The organism is Pseudomonas sp. PARCl1 (genome assembly GCF_947311875.1).
Lineage (GTDB): Bacteria > Pseudomonadota > Gammaproteobacteria > Pseudomonadales > Pseudomonadaceae > Aquipseudomonas > Aquipseudomonas juntendi.
In genome coordinates this window covers 50,066-67,923 of the sequence record NZ_CAMZMX010000027.1, presented here as the reverse complement: position 1 = coordinate 67,923, position 17,858 = coordinate 50,066, and the positions used below count along the sequence as shown (strand labels likewise).

Here is a 17,858-nt window from a genome sequence, read left to right as displayed (position 1 = left end):
TGCTTCTTCAGCCTGACGAGAATAACTTCTCCCGCCAGGCCAGTCACAACATACAAGGAGCGAGCGCAGCTCGCGATGCGCCGCGCGGGCGGCGCTCGCTCTAACAGGCGCTGCATACCTTGTGGCAAACACCTGTCAGCCCTGATGCGCACCCCGTGGCCGGCTCGCCGGCGATTGGGCAGCAAAGCTGTCCCGGCCATGGCAAGATCAGCACTGGCCCTGACCGCGACCTCCCCCATGCCGTTGCCGCTGATCTACCACGAAGACTACAGCCCGGAGTTCCCTGCCGAGCACCGCTTCCCGATGGACAAGTTCCGCCTGCGGGAGGGTAAGATATGCATTGATTGATTTCAGAGTCTTCCACCATGCCCATCGCAGTGCCCTATTCACGCTTTTCAAGCCAACGCCAAAGCTACGGCAGCAGCTTTCATCGTCAAGAAACCCTGATCGTCAATTGGCTTGCCCGCCACCCCGAGTACACCCGGTATGAGCGGAAATTCGAGGATCTGGGTGTAAGCGGCTCCAGCGGCAAGCACATTGAGGCGGGTGCTCTGGGCGAGTTGCTGGCAGCAATTGAAGACGGCCATTTCCCTGCTGGCACTGTGATACTGGTAGAAGCTATGGATCGCTTCAGTCGGCTCGAACCGATGGACACGCTCAACCACCTTCGCACCATCGTGAAGGCAGGGATTGACCTTGTGACCTTGGACGATGGCCAGCGGTACGACGCAAAGTCCCTGAAGGGAAACAGCCTGCTTTACCTAGCCATGAAGGCACAGGCAGCACACGAGTTTGCCGTTCGGCTGTCCGACTTCACCGTCGGGTCCTACGAGAAGCGCGCAATTAAGGCCAAGCTCCGCGAGTCGATCAAACGCCGCAACCCGTTCTGGCTCACCAGCGAAGGCGAGTTAAAGGAAGTCGAAGCCGCCGCCCTGGAGCAGGTTTTCACAGCCTTTACTAACGGGGCGCCCTTGCGTGCCCTGGCGATCCAGTACGCCCAATACTTCGGCAACCGCCAGAGCCTCAAGCACGCCTTGCGAAACCCTGCGGCCATCGGGCATTGGCAACGCACGGTCACTGTCGAAGTGGACGGGAAGAAAAAGCGGGTGGATGGTGAACTGATTAAGGGCGTATTCAAGCCCGCCGTCTCTGACGAACTGTTCTTCCAAGTACAAAAGATGCTGGACGACCTAGCCGATCAACCGGTTACGGTCGCCCGTAAATTCCCCCTGGCTGGGCTACTGCAATGTGGTGACTGCGGGGCCAACATGGTGCTACTCCGCCAGAACTCCAGGCAGCAGACCGATACCGTTCGCTGTTATCGCCGGATGCAGAGCAGCGACAAGTGTACCAATCAGAAGACGATTCCCGTGCCAGTAGTGGCTTGGTTCTACGAAGCAACCCGCAAGCCTCACGCGTTCAAGGCTTATCAACGCACCAAGCTGCCAGAGAATAAGCGCCAACGGATCAAGCTTGAAGGCCAGATTGACCAGTTGAAGCAGCAGCAGGCGAGGCTACGGCAACTGGTGCTGCTGGATGATGGCGATAAGGATGCTCTGGCGGACTACAGCAAGCTGGTGAATGAGAGAAAGACGCTTGAGCAAGAGCTAGCCGCCCTACCCGTCGTAGCAGATACCGCAACAGTTGGTATGGTCGAATTCTATGGCTTTTTACAGTCTGATCCCTTCGCAGTCTCGAACCTGCTACAACAGGACGGCTATCGCATCGTGTGCCATAGCGATGGGGTGCTGGCCGTTAATAAACTCGCCAGTGACGAGCCAGCGCTTCTAGCCATTAGCTATGAGGGTTATTCTCGTAAATACAAAATGTGGCGGGTCGCGGTCCCCGAGGGCAGCGATATCTTTGTAGATCGTCACGCCACTCAGCAGTTTCCGCATCACACCGTAATCACCACTCCCCAGCAGTGGAAGGAGCATATAGGAGATAGCTAGCCTCCATCTCCAATGCCTATCCGGCCCGCAAGCTTCCCTCCTTGCGGGCGGCAGCTATCGACCGGCCATCAGATTAATAGATAAAATAGTTGCATTACTGACTGAATTATGCTTTACATTTCAAGCATTCCATGTTAAGGTATCTCTCTCAGTGGGAATTCCCACTCGACCCTCTAGCTACAACCCCCCATACCCCCTGCTAATACGACGACCGGAACGGAAAGGCCGTGTCTGCGTATTCTCTTGCCTGTTACCGATCCAGGGCAGCATGATCGGCACGAATTGCATTGGGTCGCAATAGTTGTACCGGATGGTTAAGTGCGCTTCAGGAGCCTTAACTTAAAGGTATTCTCCGGCCAGGAGAGCAACGCAACTGGTCACTCTTTTATAAACTCGCCCCGCAACAGGGTGCAGCACTTCACCATGAAAGTGCATCATAACCAAGCACAAACTTACCCCCAAAGCTCTCCGCAGAGCCTGGGTCTCGCTGTGCCTGCTACATAACTTAATAAGGATATAATAATGGCGCAACGCCCTTTAAGACGTAATAAATGTGAGGGCTGTGGTCGTATTCACTACTCCCGTTCTCCACTAACTCGCTTTTGCTCATCCACTTGCCAGTCACGCACATGGAAGAAGAACAACACCGCTAGCCAAGAGCAACTTGAACAAGAGTACCTTGCCCAGGAAGCAGAGAAGGCAGCCCAGCAAGATACGGAAGCCGCTTAATGACCAGCAACAATATCTCGCTCGAAGTTCGCAAGGACAACGGAGCCATCTTGTCGTACTTCCTGGAGAAGCCTGAAGCACCATCCGCAACAGTGGATTATGTCCAGGCAACTAAGGACGAGCTGCTATACCTCAATGCTCTGGAAGACTTTATCTTCTCGGCGGGAATGGTAGCCACTCTAGATGATCTTGTGGGCCATAGAGAGCGTCTACAAGCGGCGAAGAAGAAGGCCGGAATCCTACCCACAGGGTCGAATAAGACCCCATCTCAGAAGCCTGTGGAGAGCGCTACAAAGTCCAGCGGCAATAAGCAGAAAACAACCAAGAAGCTCACCAAGTCAGACTTTATGGCGGGCTTTAAACAGATTAACCGATCACGTAAATAAGGAAAGCAATAATGACGGACGCTACATATGCCTACGGCGATAAGGTCGTAGAATTCTTCAAGCACGACGACACAGAGCTACAGCAACTACTTGACCAGCGAGTTACCCGGTACAACAGCAACTCAGAGGGGCTGGGCTACAAGGGGCTAGCAGGCAATGTTGACTTTGTGCGCCACAAGCCACTTGAGATGTCCATGATCGAAATGCAAGATGAGATAGTGCAGGGCTACAGGATCGTTAAGCTCAATGTCGAAGCACTATTCTTAAAGGCCATTCTACGGAAGCCCGAGAAGGTAATTAAGACCGAGCTACGCAAGCTAGAAGAGTTGGTGCGTACTGAGTATGAACAGAGTCGGTATGAGCGTAATGCTGCTGAGACTGCTCGCCAAGTTGAACTCACCATCTCTATGCAGCGCCGTAAAGCAGAAGCCAAGGCAGCAGCCGAGCAAGCAGCAGCACTGGCCGCACAGCAAGCAAGTGAAGAAGCAGCCGCCCTGGCCGACCTTCGCCGGGCATACGCAGAGCCTGCCGAGGTGGCCTAACTGGCCCCTTGCGTAAGTACTTGAAGGCGGCAGGTAGTATAGATTCTGTCCGCCTTAATCGCTCAAACCAGCATGGCACTAAGGCTACAGCCCAATCAGCTATGCACAATTCCAGTAGGAACCTACATGCGAATCTCAGTTTACCGGCCTGAACACCAAGCGAAGTTGCTTCGCTTAATGGAATACACAGGCGCCATTAACCCAACCCGACTAATCGAGCAATTGATTGTTGAAGCTGCCATGCGGCTTGATTCCCTAGAGAGTGGAACGAATGTCACCAAGCAAGACCAAGAAGAATACCCGTAACTACAGTTACACCTGCGCTACCTGCGATACCCCTTTCACAGGACACCGGGAACAGGCAGATAAGAGTAAACGCTTCTGCAAAGATAGCTGTAGGAAGGCCAAGTCAAGAGAGGCTGATAAGGCAGCAAAGCGCCAGTCCCGCATAGAAGTGCAGAAAGTACAGTGGAGCAAGAGCACGGCAGGCCAGTTTGCTATAAGTCAGTGCAGGCGAGAAGGTAGCGTAGCCATCCTCTGGGGAAACACTACGGCCTCCCTTGTCGAGTTTGATAAGTTTATTAAGCTCTACAAGAAGTGCCATGGTTACGATCGAAAGGCTCGGAAGTCTCTTTACCACCGCTGCCACATTCAGGCCAGCAGAGGTACAGACGGTTCCACAGGCGCCTTGCACTTCCTTAACCTGTTCATCGGCCTGGATATGCACAACCAGAAGGCCGGTAACAAATTTATTTCAGTAGATGCAGGCTTGAGAGTTCCTGCAAGCGAGTTTATCAAGAAGTGGGAAGTCACCAAGGGTGATACCAGTCGGCAAATTGTCGATAAGATTCACGCCCTTCTAGGTGTTGAGTTTACCAACTATGTTAATCAGCGCCTTCTTATTAAGATGGACACAGTGCACGAGCTAGCCAAGCGTATCTACAATAGACAGCAGAAGGGCACAGCAGTAAAGGAGCTAGAGCGACGTTATACGCTCTCTGAGTTAGAGCAGGAATCTCTCGACGACTTGGAAAAGATGGATGCGCTTCAGCGTGGTAATAGTTCTGTTACCAGCTACAGGCCAGAGTCCCTTACCCGCGCCCCATTGTGCGTATATGCCGATGAACTGGAGCGGGTGGCCGCTGTATCTCTCTCAGAGCGTCACAGGGACAATTGCCTATTTATGCTTGACCTTGTGCGAGTGCTGGGCGCCTACATTGCTCAGACGGAGTTGCAGGTAGCAGCTCAGATGGGCATTGAAGAAAGTGTGGTCCATGAGAGGTTCATGTCATTGAAGGATGCAACGTGGGAACCACTAGCTTACTTGTGCCACCAACAGCCGTGGGGGAGGCCAAGGTATCCATGGCAAAAGTCCAGGCCCCTGCTAGAGGCAGACCGCCAGCACCTAATTAACAGCATTCTTGAGCATTGCTACAACGCCCTAGCTGGTGCAGACGTGCCTAGAGAGTTGCTACGGAATCGCCTGTCCAAGCGCCTCTATGTGGTCAATCTGGTGCCTACAGTGCAGGCACCAGATAAGTGGCGATTCAAAACCTCGGGAGGCTGGGATAAGTTCCTTGAGGGCTTGTACTCCGATGCTGAGCCGATATGGCAGTCCCTTTTGGCTCTGGACCTCTGCACTCCCGAGCAGCTAGAAGAAGCTCGCACAGGTTTGCTGTGGAGCCTCCACCGGGCAATTGAGAAGGCCCGCCGCGTATATCGGACTTCAAGGCGCGGCGGGCGGGCAGGCTGCCCAGAGCACTTGGAATACCCGCCGATCCTCGTTGACTTGATGCAGGCGGGCAATAGTGAGATGGCCGTACCGCTGGTGGCATAGGGGTATATCCAGCTTTGGCGATACGCCCCGCTGGCGGACGTGAGTACCACGCCAAGATGATTCACTTCTGCATCATCCCAGTATCTATTGCCGATCTAGGCAATATCTAATTGCTCTGGGGCGCCTGTGCTGCCTCTCACATACCCTCACACCCGTGGGAGCCCCCATTTACGGGGCCTCCACTACAGGTGGGTCAAGCCAATGTCGCCACACGGCCTTATCTCTCGCAATTCCGTGGAGTTCTCGCGCCAGCGTGCCTGGACTTCCCCCACTGGGGGAGTAGTAAGCCTTTGCAACGCGTTACCTTGGATTCTGCTTACCGTTGCTCGCTCCAAACTTGGGTTCAGTGCCGACAACCGATAGGGGCCAGTATTTGGGCTTCTAAGCCATTATTCCGGCCTTGCCATTGGTAGGGCTATGTCATTCAGCCCGCCTCTGTGCGGGCTTTTTCGTGCGTGCGGGAAAGCAGCCGGTGGGTCGGGAGCAGGCAGAGCGGCCCTACCCGTATTCAATGAGGTAAACGCTAGCGGTCACAAGTTAATGAATACAGAAACCCCCTGAAATCCGTGTTCATTAGGCTTGATTTGCTAATTGAATACAGCCATACTCTCTGCATCTAGAGGCTAATGAATACAGGGGCAGGGAAATGGCAAAGGTCGGATACATCCGCGTAAGTTCGGTTGACCAGAACACCGAGCGGCAGCTTGACGGCATCGCCCTGGACAAGGTTTTCACCGAGAAGGTGAGCGGAGCCACTACTGACCGCCCCCAACTCCAGGCGATGCTTGAATACGTGCGGGAGGGGGATACCATCGTTGTCCACTCGATTGACCGACTTGCCCGCTCCTTGGCCGACCTGCTCAAGCTGGTGGAAGACCTAACCAAGCGTGGTATCCACATCCGCTTAAACAAGGAACAGCTTGAGTTCACTGGAGAGGACAACCCAACCCAGCACCTTATGCTCTCGATGATGGGGGCAGTGGCCCAGTTTGAGCGTGCGATGATTAAGGAACGTCAACGGGAAGGCATCGCCAAGGCCAAGCAGAAAGGCGTTTACAAGGGCCGTACTAAGACCGTGGATGACGCTGCTATCCGTGCCGCAATCGTTGGTGACGGGGTAACTAAGGGCTTGTCATTCCGTCAGGCTGCTGAGAGCCTTGGCGTAAGCCTGAGTACCGTGCAGCGTGCAATGAAGGCCAGTGCATAGTCTGGCTTTGCCCAGGTAATAGTGGTCACTAGGAGGCTAGGTGTATGGACGACGATAAGGCCGATGCTATGGCGAACGCCCTTGAAGCCCTGCATATGAACCAGACTGCCTTGAGGGCAGCGGTGGAGGAAGTAAGCACTTGGATCAGGCAGCGAGGCTCTGTGAACACCCACGATAACGTGATGACCACATTGGAGGCACTGGACCTTCAGGCAAGTACGCTGGCCTCAGCAATCGAACGCCTACGCTCATAGCCGCCTTCGGGGCGGCTTTTCTTTGCCTGCCATATTTCATAATCAGCCCCAGCCGGGCCAGTAGCCAGGACCAAAGGCGTTAAGCACCGCCCCACATCCGGCAGGGTATGGCCGGTTGCCCACCTTCCCCCGCTGCATATTCCTGCCCAGGAATAGCTGGTGTCATTTGCGAAGAGCGAAGGGCGATTTTGAAAATTAGGAGGGCGCGGCTATGGCGAGACGCTACCCCAAAGGTGGGGCACTTCGCTGTGGCCAGCCTAATCACTGTATAAATAGAAATTCAGGCTGCTGCACGACCACCTGGTCGACAGTGGGCTGACCACCGACCAGGCCTTGCTGCGCCCGGACATCTGCCCCAACGATATCCTCGCCCTGGCCCACGACCGCGACTACATCGCACGCTACATGAATGGCGAGCTGTCCCGCGAAGACCAGCGTCGCCTCGGTCTGCCCTGGAGCGAAGCCTTGGCCCGGCGCACCGTAAGGGCCGTGGGCGGCTCGCTGCTGACGGCCGAACTGGCGCTGCAGCATGGCGTTGCCTGCCACCTGGCCGGTGGCACCCACCATGCCCACTACGACCACCCTGCCGGCTTCTGCATCTTCAATGACCTGGCAGTGATCAGCCGCTACCTGCTGGAGGCCGGCCGCGTCCAGCGGGTGCTGATCTTCGATTGCGACGTGCATCAAGGCGACGGCACCGCACGCATCCTGCACGATACCCCGGAGGCCATCACGGTCTCGCTGCACTGCGAACAGAACTTCCCGGCACGCAAGGCCCACAGCGATTGGGACATTCCCCTGCCGCGGGGCATGGGCGACACCGCCTACCTGAACGTGGTGGACGACACCCTCAACTACCTGCTGCCGCTGTATCAACCCGACCTGGTGCTGTACGACGCCGGCGTCGATGTGCACAAGACGACGCGCTGGGCTACCTGCAACTGACGGACGCCGGCGTGGCCGCCCGCGACGAGGCCGTGCTGCGCCACTGCCTGGGCCGCGATATTGCGGTAATGGGTGTGATCGGCGGCGGCTACAGCAAGGACCGGGTGGCCCTGGCCAAACGCCACGGCATCCTTCACCACAGCGCAGCGCGTGTCATCGGTTGTTCACAATGACTGTGGAACCGCTTGTGGATAACCTGCGGGAAAGCCGCTGCAGGCCTTGACCAGCAAGGCCTGCAGAATACTGGTTGTTTTTTGACCAGTGCTTCCGGGGGCAGCGCTGCGCTAGAATGCGCCTCTTTTCCACAGCCTGCTGCCCACCATGCCCGATATCAACCCCGCATCGCCTCCCCTTGCTGTCGTCATCGGTGGCGGCCCCGCCGGCCTGATGGCCGCTGAAGCCCTGGCCCAGGCAGGCCTGGCGGTCGAGGTGTTCGATGCCATGCCTTCGGTGGGCCGCAAGTTCCTGCTGGCCGGTGTCGGCGGCATGAACATCACCCATTCCGAGCCTTACCCCGCGTTCGTGGCCCGTTATGCCGAACGCCAAAGTGAAATCGACACGCTGCTGGGCGAGTTCGACGCGGAGGCTTTGCGCCAGTGGATTCACGGCCTGGGCATCGAGACCTTCGTCGGCACATCAGGCCGGGTATTTCCCACCGACATGAAAGCCGCCCCGTTACTGCGCGCCTGGCTGAAGCGCCTGCGCGACAGCGGGGTAGTTATCCACACCCGCCATCGCTGGCTCGGCTGGAACGCCGAGGGGGCCTTGCGGATCGCTTATCCACAGGGCGAGCGCCTGGTCAACGCCGCTGTGCTGGTGTTGGCGCTGGGTGGCGGCAGTTGGGCGCGCCTGGGTTCCGACGGCAGCTGGCAAGCGCTGCTGGCCGAACGGGCTGTGGATATCTCGCCCCTGCAACCGAGCAACTGCGGTTTCGAGGTGGCCGGCTGGAGCGCGCTGTTGAAAGACAAGTTCGCCGGCGCGCCGCTGAAGAACATCGCCCTCAGCGTGCCTGGCAGTGCACCGCGCAAAGGTGAGTTCATCCTCACTGCGCAAGGTGTGGAAGGCAGCCTGGTGTATGCCTGGTCGGCGCCGATGCGTGAGGCCATCAACCGCGATGGCCGGGGCGTGTTGTTGCTTGACCTGTTGCCGGACAAGCCTGTGGACAAGATTGCCCAGGCACTGGCCAGGCCACGGGGGTCGCGCTCCATGGCCAAGCACCTGCACAGCCAGCTGGGTATCGATGGGGTAAAAGCCGCACTGTTGCGCGAGCTGACCGACCCTGCAACCTTTGCCAGCCCTGAAGCGTTGGCGCAGGCGATAAAGGCCCTGCCAATCACCCTGGTGCGCACGCGACCGCTGGATGAAGCGATCAGCAGCGCCGGCGGTGTGCGTTTCGAGGGGCTGGATGCAGGGCTGATGCTCAAAGGCATGCCGGGGGTGTTCTGTGCCGGCGAGATGCTGGACTGGGAGGCACCGACCGGGGGCTACCTGCTCACCGCGTGCTTTGCCAGCGGGCAGCACGCCGGGCGGGCGGCTGCACAATGGCTCAAAGCCCAGGGCTGACACCGCCCCACTGTGGCGCCGCGAGGCTAAGGTTTACGCTTGCGCGGCCCGCCATTGAAGCTAGGTACCTTGCGCACCGCCTTCACTGCAGGCTCGGCATTGCCCCCCTCGGTGCTGTCCATCCAGCGCCCCAAACCACGCTTGGCGCTGTTCTCTTTCGGCTTTTTGGGCTTCTTCGGCTTCTTGATCACCTGGCCACTGGCGTCGGTCATCGGCACCCGGTGATCCGGAATGAAGTCCGGTTCTTCATGACGCGGCAGGGTCTGGCGGGTCAGCACCTCAATCGCCGCCAGCAGCTGCACTTCATCGGCGCACACCAGCGAAATCGCCTCCCCCTTGTTGCCCGCCCGCCCGGTGCGGCCGATACGGTGCACGTAGTCCTCGGCAACGATGGGCAGGTCCAGGTTGACCACCAGCGGCAAATCGTCGATATCCAGGCCACGGGCAGCCACGTCGGTGGCCACCAGCACCTGGATTTCCCGGGCCTTGAAGCTGTCCAGCGCGCGCTGGCGGGTCGCCTGCGGGCGGTCACCGTGGATACCATCGGCATTCACACCCTCGGCCAGCAAGCGCGCCACCAACTGGTCGACGCCATTGCGGGTCTTGGCGAACACCAGCACCTGCTTCCAGCGCTGCTTGCGCATCAGGTGGCAGAACAGGTCTTCCTTGCGCTTTTTATCCACAGGTACCAGCCACTGCTTGACGCTGGCGGCAGTGGCATTGCGTGGGCTGACTTCGATGCTCAGCGGGTCATTCAGGGCCAGCCCTGCCAGCAGGCGGATCTGCTCGGAGAACGTGGCGGAAAACAGCAAAGTCTGACGCTTGCGTGGCAACGCGGCATAGACCGATTGCAGCTCTTCGGCAAAGCCCAGGTCGAGCATGCGGTCGGCTTCGTCCAGCACCAGGGTCTGCACCTGGTTGAACTTGACCGCGTTCTGCCGGAACAGGTCGAGCAGGCGGCCAGGGGTGGCGACCAGCAGGTCGACGCCACGGCGCAGGCGCATCATCTGCGGGTTGATGCTGACCCCGCCGTACACCGCATAGGTGCTCAACGGCAGGTTCTCGGCGTACTCGCGCACGTTGTTGTGCACCTGCTCGGCCAGCTCTCGGGTCGGCACCAGCACCAGGGCACGGATCGAGTTGCTGGCCACTTTCTCGCCTTCCAGGGCCAGGCGCTGCAGTACCGGCAGGGCAAAGCCTGCCGTTTTTCCGGTGCCGGTCTGGGCCGCGGCCATCAGGTCGCGGCCGGCCAGCACGGCGGGAATGGCCTTGGCCTGCACCGGTGTGGGGGTGGTGTAGGCCAGCTGCTGCAAGGTGCGCAGCAGCGGTTCGATCAGGCCGAGTTGGGCGAAATTCATGGCAATACCGTCAGGGGTTCAGCGAAGCCGGCAAGTTTACCGCATCGTCCCTGCCTACTTGCAGATTTCGCCTTTCAACGGCAATACGGGTTTGGCAGGCTTGCGCCACTGCGGCAGGCCGATCAGCACCACTGCGCCAATGATTACCGCCATCGCCACGCACTCTTCGGCACCGATCTGCTCACCGGCAAACAGGATCCCCAGCAGCACCGCCACGGCCGGGTTGACGTAGGCGTAGCTGGTGGCAGCTGCCGGGCGCACGTGCTTGAGCAGGTACATGTAGGCGCTGAAGGCCAGGATAGAGCCGAAGAACACCAGGTAGGCCAACGCGCCCCAGCCGGCAGCGCTTGGTACCTGCGTCATGCGCTCGCCCGACAGCAGGCTGCCCAACAACAGCACTGCGCCACCCACCAGCATTTCTGCGGCACTGGCCATTGGCCCCTGTGGCAGGGGCAGGCTTTTGCTCCACACCGAACCGAATGCCCACGAGGCCGCGGCAAAAATGATCAGCGCTGCGCCAATCGGGCTCGCCTGCAGGTTGGACCCCAGGTTCAACAGGGCGATACCCAGCAGCCCAAGGGCAATGCCTGCCCACTCCAGTTTCGAGTTGCGGTGCCCGAACAGCAGGCCGAACAGCAAGGTGAACAGCGGCACCGTCGCCACCGCCAGGGCCGCCACCCCCGAGGCCACGCCGGCGTGCTCGGCCACCGTTACCCCGCCGTTACCGCAACTTAGCAGCAGAAAGCCGATTGCCCCGGCAGCCCGCCATTGCGGCCACGTGGGTGCCGGCGCACCGCGCCAGCGCAGAAAACCGTACAGCAGGCTACCCGCGATCAGGAAACGCACACCGGCCATGAGCATCGGTGGCCAGCTCTCGACGCCAATGCGGATGAACAGGTACGTGGAGCCCCAGACCAGGTACAGCGCCAGGAAAGCGCCGATGAGCAACCAGGGAATGCGACGGGAGGCAGGCATTGGAACACTCGAAATCCGTTTACGGGTGAACAGTCTAGGGGCCTGCCTGAGCGAACAGAAGTTACAGAATGGCTAGAAATGAGCGGCACACTTTCGGTGCGTTCGGTTTGAAGCGGGCGCCGCTTGAAGCGAGCGCCGAACACGCCTCAAGCATACTTGACCAGCGCCTCGCGCAGCTTGGCTGCCGGTGTTTTCTGCAACCGGCACAGCAGGCCATGCGAGAGCTGCTGCACACCATGCTGTTCTCGCAACACGCCGGCCAGGTGCTGCATCAGGTTGGCGGCCATTTCGGCATCGGCCATGGCCCGGTGCGCAGTACCGGTGTCCGGCAGCCCCGCCCAGCGGGTCAGGGTGCCCAGCTTGTGGTTCGGCGCTGCCGGCAACAGGCGCCGCGACAACAACAGCGAACAGGCAAATGACTGGCGGCGGCTGCGGCCGATGCGCGCCAGTTCGTAATCCCAGAACTTCTGGTCGAACGCGGCGTTGTGTGCCAGCAGCGGGGTCTCACCCACAAACTCGGCCACCTCGTTCATGACCTTGTCGACCGGCGGCGCACTGCGCAGCATCGCCGTGGTGATGCCGGTCAGCCCGGCGACGAATGCGGGTACCGGCACACCGGCGTTCATCAGGCTCTGGTAGCGCTCGACAATGCGCCCGCCTTCCAGCATGACCACCGCCACTTCGGTGGCGCGGCAGCCGGCACCGGGGGAAATGCCGGTGGTTTCAAAGTCGATGACAGCGATACGTTCCACGAATGACCTCAGTGCTTGAGCAACAACTTACCCTCGATGGGTACATAGCGGCTGGCGGCACGGATCAGTGACAGCGCCGTCAGCCCGGGCACACCATACACCACCGCCTCAGTGCCGTGGCGCTGGATCACCCGCTCCAGCAGCAGGTCGAAATCGCCGTCACCCGAGGCCAGCACCACTTGGTCGACCCGGCTGGCGGCATCGATCACATCCAGGGTAATGCCCACGTCCCAGTCACCCTTGGCCGAGCCGTCGCTGCGCTGGATGAAGGGTTTGAGGCGCACGTCGAAACCAAGGTTGCGCAAGATCTGCTGGAACTGTTGTTGCTTGCTGTCGCCGCGGTCGATGGCATACGCCACGGCCTCGACGATCTGCCCTTCGCGGCAGACATCGGCCCAAAGGGCGGTGTAGTTGAAATGGCAACCATGGGCTTGGCGCACGGTGTAGTAGAGGTTCTGCACATCGGCGAACAGCGCGATCTTTTTCACCTGGGAACCTCTTGTCTGGCCTGGAATGCCGGGGCCGCTGCGCTGCCCCGGAAATGCCAGCAGTATGCCAGACCTGTCAGACGTAGGAGTCGTCGTCCGAGAAGAACCCACCGTCATCGCTGCTGTAGTCGGTGTCGGTGTAACCACCCTGATCGCTGCCCCAGCCACCGTTGTCGGCCACTTGCTGCTGCCCGCCCTGGTCATTCCAGCCACCACTGTCACTGGCCGGCGCAGGCTCTTCCTTGATCACCTCGACCACCTCTTCGGGCTGGGAGTTGTGGTTGAACAGGCTGCTGATACCTTGCGCCAGCAATACACCACCGGCCACACCGGCGGCGGTCTGCATGGCCCCACCGAGGAAGCTGCTAGCACCACTGCGTGCCGGCGCAGCGCCCACGCCAGGCTGCTGTGCTTGCGGTTGCGCGTAGGCCGGTGCCGCCGGCTCACGCCAGCCGCCAGCCGATGCCGCCGCAGGCGCTGGCCGCTGTGGCTGCACCGGCGGCGCTGCAGTGCGCCCGCCCGAACCAAAAATGCTGGACAGGAAACCGCCACCGCCAGCGCTGGGCGCACTGTTGCCGCCCTGGGCCGCCTGGGCACGGGCATGTTCCAGCTCGGCCTGCAGCTGCTTGTTCTGCTCGTCGAGGCGCTTGAGGGCCGCTTCCTGCACCAGGATCGCCTGGGCCATGTAGTAAGGTGCCGCCGGCTGCTGGCGCAGGTGCTGCTCGATGCAGGCCTGGGCCTGCGGGTCGCGCGGCTGGCTTGGGTCTTCGGCTTGCTTGAGACGGCCGAACAGGCCGTCGATCAGGGTTTGTTCTTCAGTGTTCATGGGGCGACCTCATGGGTAGCGGGACAACGGACAACCTCAAAGATGGGGCGTTGCGCCGCGCGATTCAATCGCTGCAAGGGTGAAACATTTTTCAGCAAGTGACAGCGCCACGCCTGCTTTGGGCTAAAGTGATGCACCTGTTTTTACTGCCATGCGATATAGCCCGATGAATCCGCTGAGCGTCCTGCGCGACTCCCTGTACTTTTTCCGCCGCCACCTGCCGAACATTATCCAGCTGTGCCTGCCGCTGGTCGTGCTGGAGGCCCTGCTCACCCAACTGCTGTACCGGCAACTGGGCGACCAGGCATCGCCTGCCTACGGCATGCTGATCAGCCTGCTGTGCTATCCGCTGTATAGCGCCGCCCTGATCCTGTATCTGGACACCCGTAGCCAGGGCCAGGACATCGCCAAGCGCGACCTGTTCGCCCGCGCCTTGCAGCTGTGGCCGCAACTGGCCCTGCTGATCCTGATCAGCTCGCTGCTGATCATGGCGGGCCTGGCCCTGTTCGTCTTCCCGGGCGTGTGGATCATGATCAACCTGGTGTTCGCCGAGTACCTGCTGGTACTGCGTGGCCGGCCGGTGGTACAGGCGATGCGCGACAGCGCCGGCATGACCACCGGGCATTTCATGCGCATCATGGTTTGCGTGGTCGCGGTGCTGGCACCGATCTGGCTGATCGACGGGTTGCTGCTCATGGCGTTCCCCGAGCCATCGCCGGCCATGGAGCTGGCCATGGACAGCCTCAGCGGCTTCCTGCAGCTGTTCAGCACCGTGGTGCTCTACCGGCTGTTCATGTTGCTGGAAGAAAAAGCCGGCGCCTGAGGGCGCCCTCCCGGTCGCCTGCACACGTGCAGGGGCACTGCGCCGCCTTCAGGTGCCGCGCGGCTTCGCCCGGGCCGTGGCCTCCGCCACCAGTGGGTCGTCTGGCCAGTAGTCTTTTCTATCACCTACCTCCCTGATTGATTGACAACGTGTAGCCCCCGAAACATACGGGCGTTAGCCAGTTCAGACAAAAACGGCATTGACTGTCAATGTTGCTTCCAAAGATTGATTATCTGCAGGTCGATTACGGCAGACATTGACAGCCTATCCGCCAGCCGCACGTTCGCTTCAGACCCAACATTGACACTCTAGGGCTCACCTCGTAAAACCTCACGGGCGTCTCGAACCTTGGGTAGCTTTCTTGACGAGGAGATATTTGCGGTATGGGCGACATATCCCCAATTACGACGAAGCGAGGCTAAGCGCACCAGTAGTACAAAGTACGCGGCGCTTTGCACTTAGCGCATAAAATAGGGCAGTTTCATGCTGCCCTTGGAAGCGCTCTGAATCCTCAGTTTGGCAAAATGCCTTCCGCCCCTGCGCGCCTCCTGTCGATCATGTGCCTCTGGGCTTGGCACGCGCAGTCGCTTGAGCGATCAGTGGATCATCCGGCCAAAAATGCTTCGGGTACCTCCCCTTCAAGTCTTTCTTCACATCGCCGTAAGTGGACTTCCAGAAATTCGCAAGGTCTTGGGTAACCTGAACCGGACGGCGTGCCGGCGATAGCAGATGCAGCTTGAGCACCTGTCGTCCATTTGCAATGCGTGGTGTATCAGCCTGCCCGAACAGCTCCTGCAGTCTTACAGCAAGCACCGGGGGACGTTCACTGTAATCGATGCGAATATTCGAACCTGAGGGGACTGGAATCGTCTGAGGTGCCTGTGCATCGAGCTGCTGCGGCAAAGGCCAAGGCAGCAAATTGCGGAGCATGGAGGATAAGTCCAGCTGACCGAAATGGCTTAGCCGGGTGACCTTTCCCACATACGGACCTAACCACACCTCAAGCGACACCAGCAGGGCTTCAGTACGAAGATCAGGCCACTCACTTGGGCTCCCTGCCTCTTCATCCAGAATGCGCAGCAACTCAACTCGCGCCTGCCACTGACGTAGCTCTGGTGTCCACGGCAAAAGCTCCAGGCCTTTGCGGCGAACGTAGTTGAGCAGGGCCTGAACACGGGCGTCATCGTCGAGGTTGGCCAGGGGTGCGCGAGCCAGGATCAACTCCCCCACTTTCACCTGCCGCTCAGCACAAAGGACGCCCTCTCGCTCATCCCAATCGAGCTCATCCACCTGGGTGACCTGCTCTTTCAGGACAGTGTCGAACAACGCTTCGTCCAAATCGGCAGCCAGGTAGATCCGTTCTTCGCGCTGGCCCTGCCGACTGCCCAAATCAGCAATGACCAACCACGGATGTTTCATCAGCGCATCAGCTTCTGTAAACATCGCTGCTCGACCATTCGCCAACCGATACTCAGCCCCTCCAGCTCGGCGCTGTTGCGCAACACGATCGGGATAGGCGAGAGCCAAGAGGCAGCCCACCCATTGAGGGTGATCAGGATCAGCGACGGGTTGCGATGCTGAGCCGCGCATGTATGAACGGTACTGCTTCGCCAATTGCTTCGCTCGTTGGGCGCCGGCTTGCTCTGATCGCTGAGCCCTTTGCTCCCCTGAAAGAATGGCCAGCCGACTGTGCAAATCTGCGCCGCTGCCACGCTGTATATCTCGCTCGCCGAGCAGGGCTGCAATGTTGCACGCTGTCTCAGTGAGGCCCAGCTCATGGCCACGCAACAACAGATGTGCAATGCGTGGATGACTGGGCAGCTCTGCCATCGCTTGGCCATGCTTGGTCAACTGCCCATCTTGTTGCAGCGCGCCAAGGCGGCGGAGCAGGTCATTCGCTTGTGAAAATGCCGCTGAAGGCGGCGCATCAAGCCATCGTAGGTCACCCGATTCTGCACCCCATTTAGCGAGTTGCAGCGCCAAGCCTGTGAGGTCGGCTTGCTGAATTTCGGGGGCACTGAATCCAGCCATCTGCTCATGCTGGGCCTCAGACCACAGGCGATAACACACCCCTGGCTCAACCCGGCCTGCACGACCTGCACGCTGGGTTGCGCTGGCTTTGGATATCCGCTGAGTATCCAGCCTCGTCATCCCACTTCGTGGGTCGAAGCGCGGAACCCGCTCAAGGCCTGTATCGATGACTACGCGCACACCATCAATGGTGATACTGGTCTCGGCGATGTTGGTTGCCAGCACCACTTTGCGCTTCCCAGGTGGGGCGGGATCGATCGCCGCACGCTGCTCATTCAGATCGAGTTCACCATGCAGCGGGCATAGGAGTGTGTTCTGCTGCAAAGATGGCGAGGCTCTTAAAGCGTCTTCCAGCCCTGCTTGAACACGACGGATCTCAGCCTGCCCTGGCAGGAATACAAGCAAGCTGCCTGTCTGCTCGTCGAGAGCATCAAGGCACGCACTGATGGCCCGGGGTTCGAGGTACTCACCGGGCTGCTGCGGCCTGCTCCAGATCGTCGACACCGGGTACATCCGCCCTTCGCTGGACACGATCGGTGCGTAATCCAGCAAGCGTGACAGCCGCTCGCCCTCAAGGGTTGCCGACATCAGCAGTACTTTCAGCGGAGCATCGTCCCGGAACAGCTCACGTCCATTTAGCGTCAATGCCAACGCGAGATCGGCATCCAGGTTTCGCAGATGGAACTCGTCGAAGATCACAAGACCCACGCCCTCAAGCGCAGGATCGCTTTGCAGGCGGCGCGTCAGGATACCTTCAGTAACTACCTCGATGCGCGTACGCGGGCCTACCTTGCTGTCGAGACGAATGCGATAGCCCACGGTTTCGCCGACCTTCTCACCCAGCTCACTCGCCATGCGCTCCGCAGCAGCGCGCGCCGCAAGGCGGCGAGGTTCGAGCATGATGATTGTCTGCCCTTGAAGCCAGGACTCATCGAGCAGCGCGAGGGGAACGCGCGTCGTTTTACCGGCGCCAGGCGGTGCTTGGAGCACCACTTCATCTCGCTCTTGAAGGGCTTTTAGAAGAGCCGGCAACGCGGCATTGATCGGCAACGAACTCATGTGTACTCCTACGACATACAGGCAGTATACAAAGGTTGATCGCCTCAAGGAGGCCGGAGCTGAGCCAATACTCAAATGACGCGGGAGTAGGATTTGCGGGCAATCACACGCTGGACTTGAGAAATTGTGGC

At 59.5% G+C, this 17,858-nt stretch carries 15 protein-coding genes and 1 pseudogene; 10 read left to right on the top strand and 6 right to left on the bottom strand.

The window, feature by feature from the left end; translation table 11 throughout:
* The first annotated feature begins 198 nt into the window (after positions 1-198).
* The 9 genes and pseudogenes from QME24_RS15595 to QME24_RS15555 all read left to right on the top strand — a co-directional run bounded on the left by QME24_RS15595 (position 199) and on the right by QME24_RS15555 (position 9,415).
* The gene (locus QME24_RS15595) at positions 199-348 is read left to right on the top strand and encodes a hypothetical protein (RefSeq protein ID WP_156327778.1); all 150 of its coding nucleotides are present in this window, start codon (positions 199-201) and stop codon (positions 346-348) included.
* 17 nt (positions 349-365) lie between these two features.
* The gene (locus QME24_RS15590) at positions 366-1,952 is read left to right on the top strand and encodes a recombinase family protein (RefSeq protein ID WP_082437986.1); all 1,587 of its coding nucleotides are present in this window, start codon (positions 366-368) and stop codon (positions 1,950-1,952) included.
* 728 nt (positions 1,953-2,680) lie between these two features.
* Positions 2,681-3,067, top strand: a complete 387-nt coding sequence (locus tag QME24_RS15585; protein WP_281690881.1) for a hypothetical protein — start codon at positions 2,681-2,683, stop codon at positions 3,065-3,067.
* A gap of 11 nt (positions 3,068-3,078) precedes the next feature.
* Complete coding sequence (locus tag QME24_RS15580) at positions 3,079-3,609, top strand: hypothetical protein (RefSeq protein WP_087535529.1); 531 nt, start codon at positions 3,079-3,081, stop codon at positions 3,607-3,609.
* A 271-nt stretch (positions 3,610-3,880) separates the two neighbouring features.
* A complete protein-coding gene (locus tag QME24_RS15575; RefSeq protein ID WP_087535530.1) occupies positions 3,881-5,446 on the top strand; it encodes a hypothetical protein in 1,566 nt (521 codons plus the stop codon).
* 646 nt (positions 5,447-6,092) lie between these two features.
* Positions 6,093-6,653, top strand: a complete 561-nt coding sequence (locus tag QME24_RS15570) for a recombinase family protein (protein ID WP_281690880.1) — start codon at positions 6,093-6,095, stop codon at positions 6,651-6,653.
* A 44-nt stretch (positions 6,654-6,697) separates the two neighbouring features.
* Positions 6,698-6,907: a hypothetical protein gene (locus tag QME24_RS15565; RefSeq protein WP_087535531.1), complete on the top strand. Its 210-nt coding sequence runs from the start codon at positions 6,698-6,700 to the stop codon at positions 6,905-6,907.
* A 276-nt stretch (positions 6,908-7,183) separates the two neighbouring features.
* Positions 7,184-8,025 (top strand): annotated as a pseudogene (locus QME24_RS15560) (histone deacetylase); the annotation flags it as partial.
* A gap of 148 nt (positions 8,026-8,173) precedes the next feature.
* Positions 8,174-9,415: a TIGR03862 family flavoprotein gene (locus QME24_RS15555; RefSeq protein ID WP_192441064.1), complete on the top strand. Its 1,242-nt coding sequence runs from the start codon at positions 8,174-8,176 to the stop codon at positions 9,413-9,415.
* 26 nt (positions 9,416-9,441) lie between these two features.
* Here the strand turns inward: QME24_RS15555 and QME24_RS15550 are convergent, their stop codons facing one another.
* From QME24_RS15550 to QME24_RS15530, 5 genes are all read right to left on the bottom strand, one after another.
* Complete coding sequence (locus tag QME24_RS15550; protein WP_054911680.1) at positions 9,442-10,773, bottom strand: DEAD/DEAH box helicase; 1,332 nt, start codon at positions 10,771-10,773, stop codon at positions 9,442-9,444.
* A gap of 54 nt (positions 10,774-10,827) precedes the next feature.
* A complete protein-coding gene (yedA, locus tag QME24_RS15545; RefSeq protein WP_054906076.1) occupies positions 10,828-11,748 on the bottom strand; it encodes a drug/metabolite exporter YedA in 921 nt (306 codons plus the stop codon).
* Between the two features lie 146 nt (positions 11,749-11,894).
* Positions 11,895-12,500 carry a 3'-5' exonuclease gene (locus tag QME24_RS15540; protein ID WP_178126166.1) on the bottom strand — a complete coding sequence of 202 codons (606 nt, stop codon included), beginning with the start codon at positions 12,498-12,500 and terminating at the stop codon, positions 11,895-11,897.
* An 8-nt stretch (positions 12,501-12,508) separates the two neighbouring features.
* Positions 12,509-12,988, bottom strand: a complete 480-nt coding sequence (locus tag QME24_RS15535; RefSeq protein WP_009681780.1) for an NYN domain-containing protein — start codon at positions 12,986-12,988, stop codon at positions 12,509-12,511.
* Positions 12,989-13,064: 76 nt separating this feature from the next.
* On the bottom strand, positions 13,065-13,814 hold the full coding sequence (locus QME24_RS15530) for a DUF2076 domain-containing protein (protein ID WP_280091743.1): 750 nt from the start codon (positions 13,812-13,814) through the stop codon (positions 13,065-13,067).
* Positions 13,815-13,980: 166 nt separating this feature from the next.
* Here QME24_RS15530 and QME24_RS15525 point away from each other — a divergent pair, with 166 nt between their 5' ends.
* Complete coding sequence (locus tag QME24_RS15525) at positions 13,981-14,637, top strand: YciC family protein (RefSeq protein ID WP_280091744.1); 657 nt, start codon at positions 13,981-13,983, stop codon at positions 14,635-14,637.
* Positions 14,638-15,192: 555 nt separating this feature from the next.
* On the opposite strand, the gene hrpB is transcribed toward QME24_RS15525, so the two are convergent.
* On the bottom strand, positions 15,193-17,727 hold the full coding sequence (gene hrpB, locus QME24_RS15520; RefSeq protein ID WP_054906079.1) for an ATP-dependent helicase HrpB: 2,535 nt from the start codon (positions 17,725-17,727) through the stop codon (positions 15,193-15,195).
* Between the last annotated feature and the right edge of the window lie 131 nt (positions 17,728-17,858).

What these genes read in the sequence shown, in the direction of transcription:
- QME24_RS15595 (WP_156327778.1), top strand. Translation starts at nt 199, where the DNA reads ATGGCAAGATCAGCACTGGCCCTGACCGCGACCTCCCCCATGCCGTTG.
- QME24_RS15590 (WP_082437986.1), top strand. Translation starts at nt 366, where the DNA reads ATGCCCATCGCAGTGCCCTATTCACGCTTTTCAAGCCAACGCCAAAGC.
- QME24_RS15585 (WP_281690881.1), top strand. Translation starts at nt 2,681, where the DNA reads ATGACCAGCAACAATATCTCGCTCGAAGTTCGCAAGGACAACGGAGCC.
- QME24_RS15580 (WP_087535529.1), top strand. Translation starts at nt 3,079, where the DNA reads ATGACGGACGCTACATATGCCTACGGCGATAAGGTCGTAGAATTCTTC.
- QME24_RS15575 (WP_087535530.1), top strand. Translation starts at nt 3,881, where the DNA reads ATGTCACCAAGCAAGACCAAGAAGAATACCCGTAACTACAGTTACACC.
- QME24_RS15570 (WP_281690880.1), top strand. Translation starts at nt 6,093, where the DNA reads ATGGCAAAGGTCGGATACATCCGCGTAAGTTCGGTTGACCAGAACACC.
- QME24_RS15565 (WP_087535531.1), top strand. Translation starts at nt 6,698, where the DNA reads ATGGACGACGATAAGGCCGATGCTATGGCGAACGCCCTTGAAGCCCTG.
- QME24_RS15555 (WP_192441064.1), top strand. Translation starts at nt 8,174, where the DNA reads ATGCCCGATATCAACCCCGCATCGCCTCCCCTTGCTGTCGTCATCGGT.
- QME24_RS15550 (WP_054911680.1), bottom strand. Translation starts at nt 10,773, where the DNA reads ATGAATTTCGCCCAACTCGGCCTGATCGAACCGCTGCTGCGCACCTTG.
- yedA (WP_054906076.1), bottom strand. Translation starts at nt 11,748, where the DNA reads ATGCCTGCCTCCCGTCGCATTCCCTGGTTGCTCATCGGCGCTTTCCTG.
- QME24_RS15530 (WP_280091743.1), bottom strand. Translation starts at nt 13,814, where the DNA reads ATGAACACTGAAGAACAAACCCTGATCGACGGCCTGTTCGGCCGTCTC.
- QME24_RS15525 (WP_280091744.1), top strand. Translation starts at nt 13,981, where the DNA reads ATGAATCCGCTGAGCGTCCTGCGCGACTCCCTGTACTTTTTCCGCCGC.
- hrpB (WP_054906079.1), bottom strand. Translation starts at nt 17,727, where the DNA reads ATGAGTTCGTTGCCGATCAATGCCGCGTTGCCGGCTCTTCTAAAAGCC.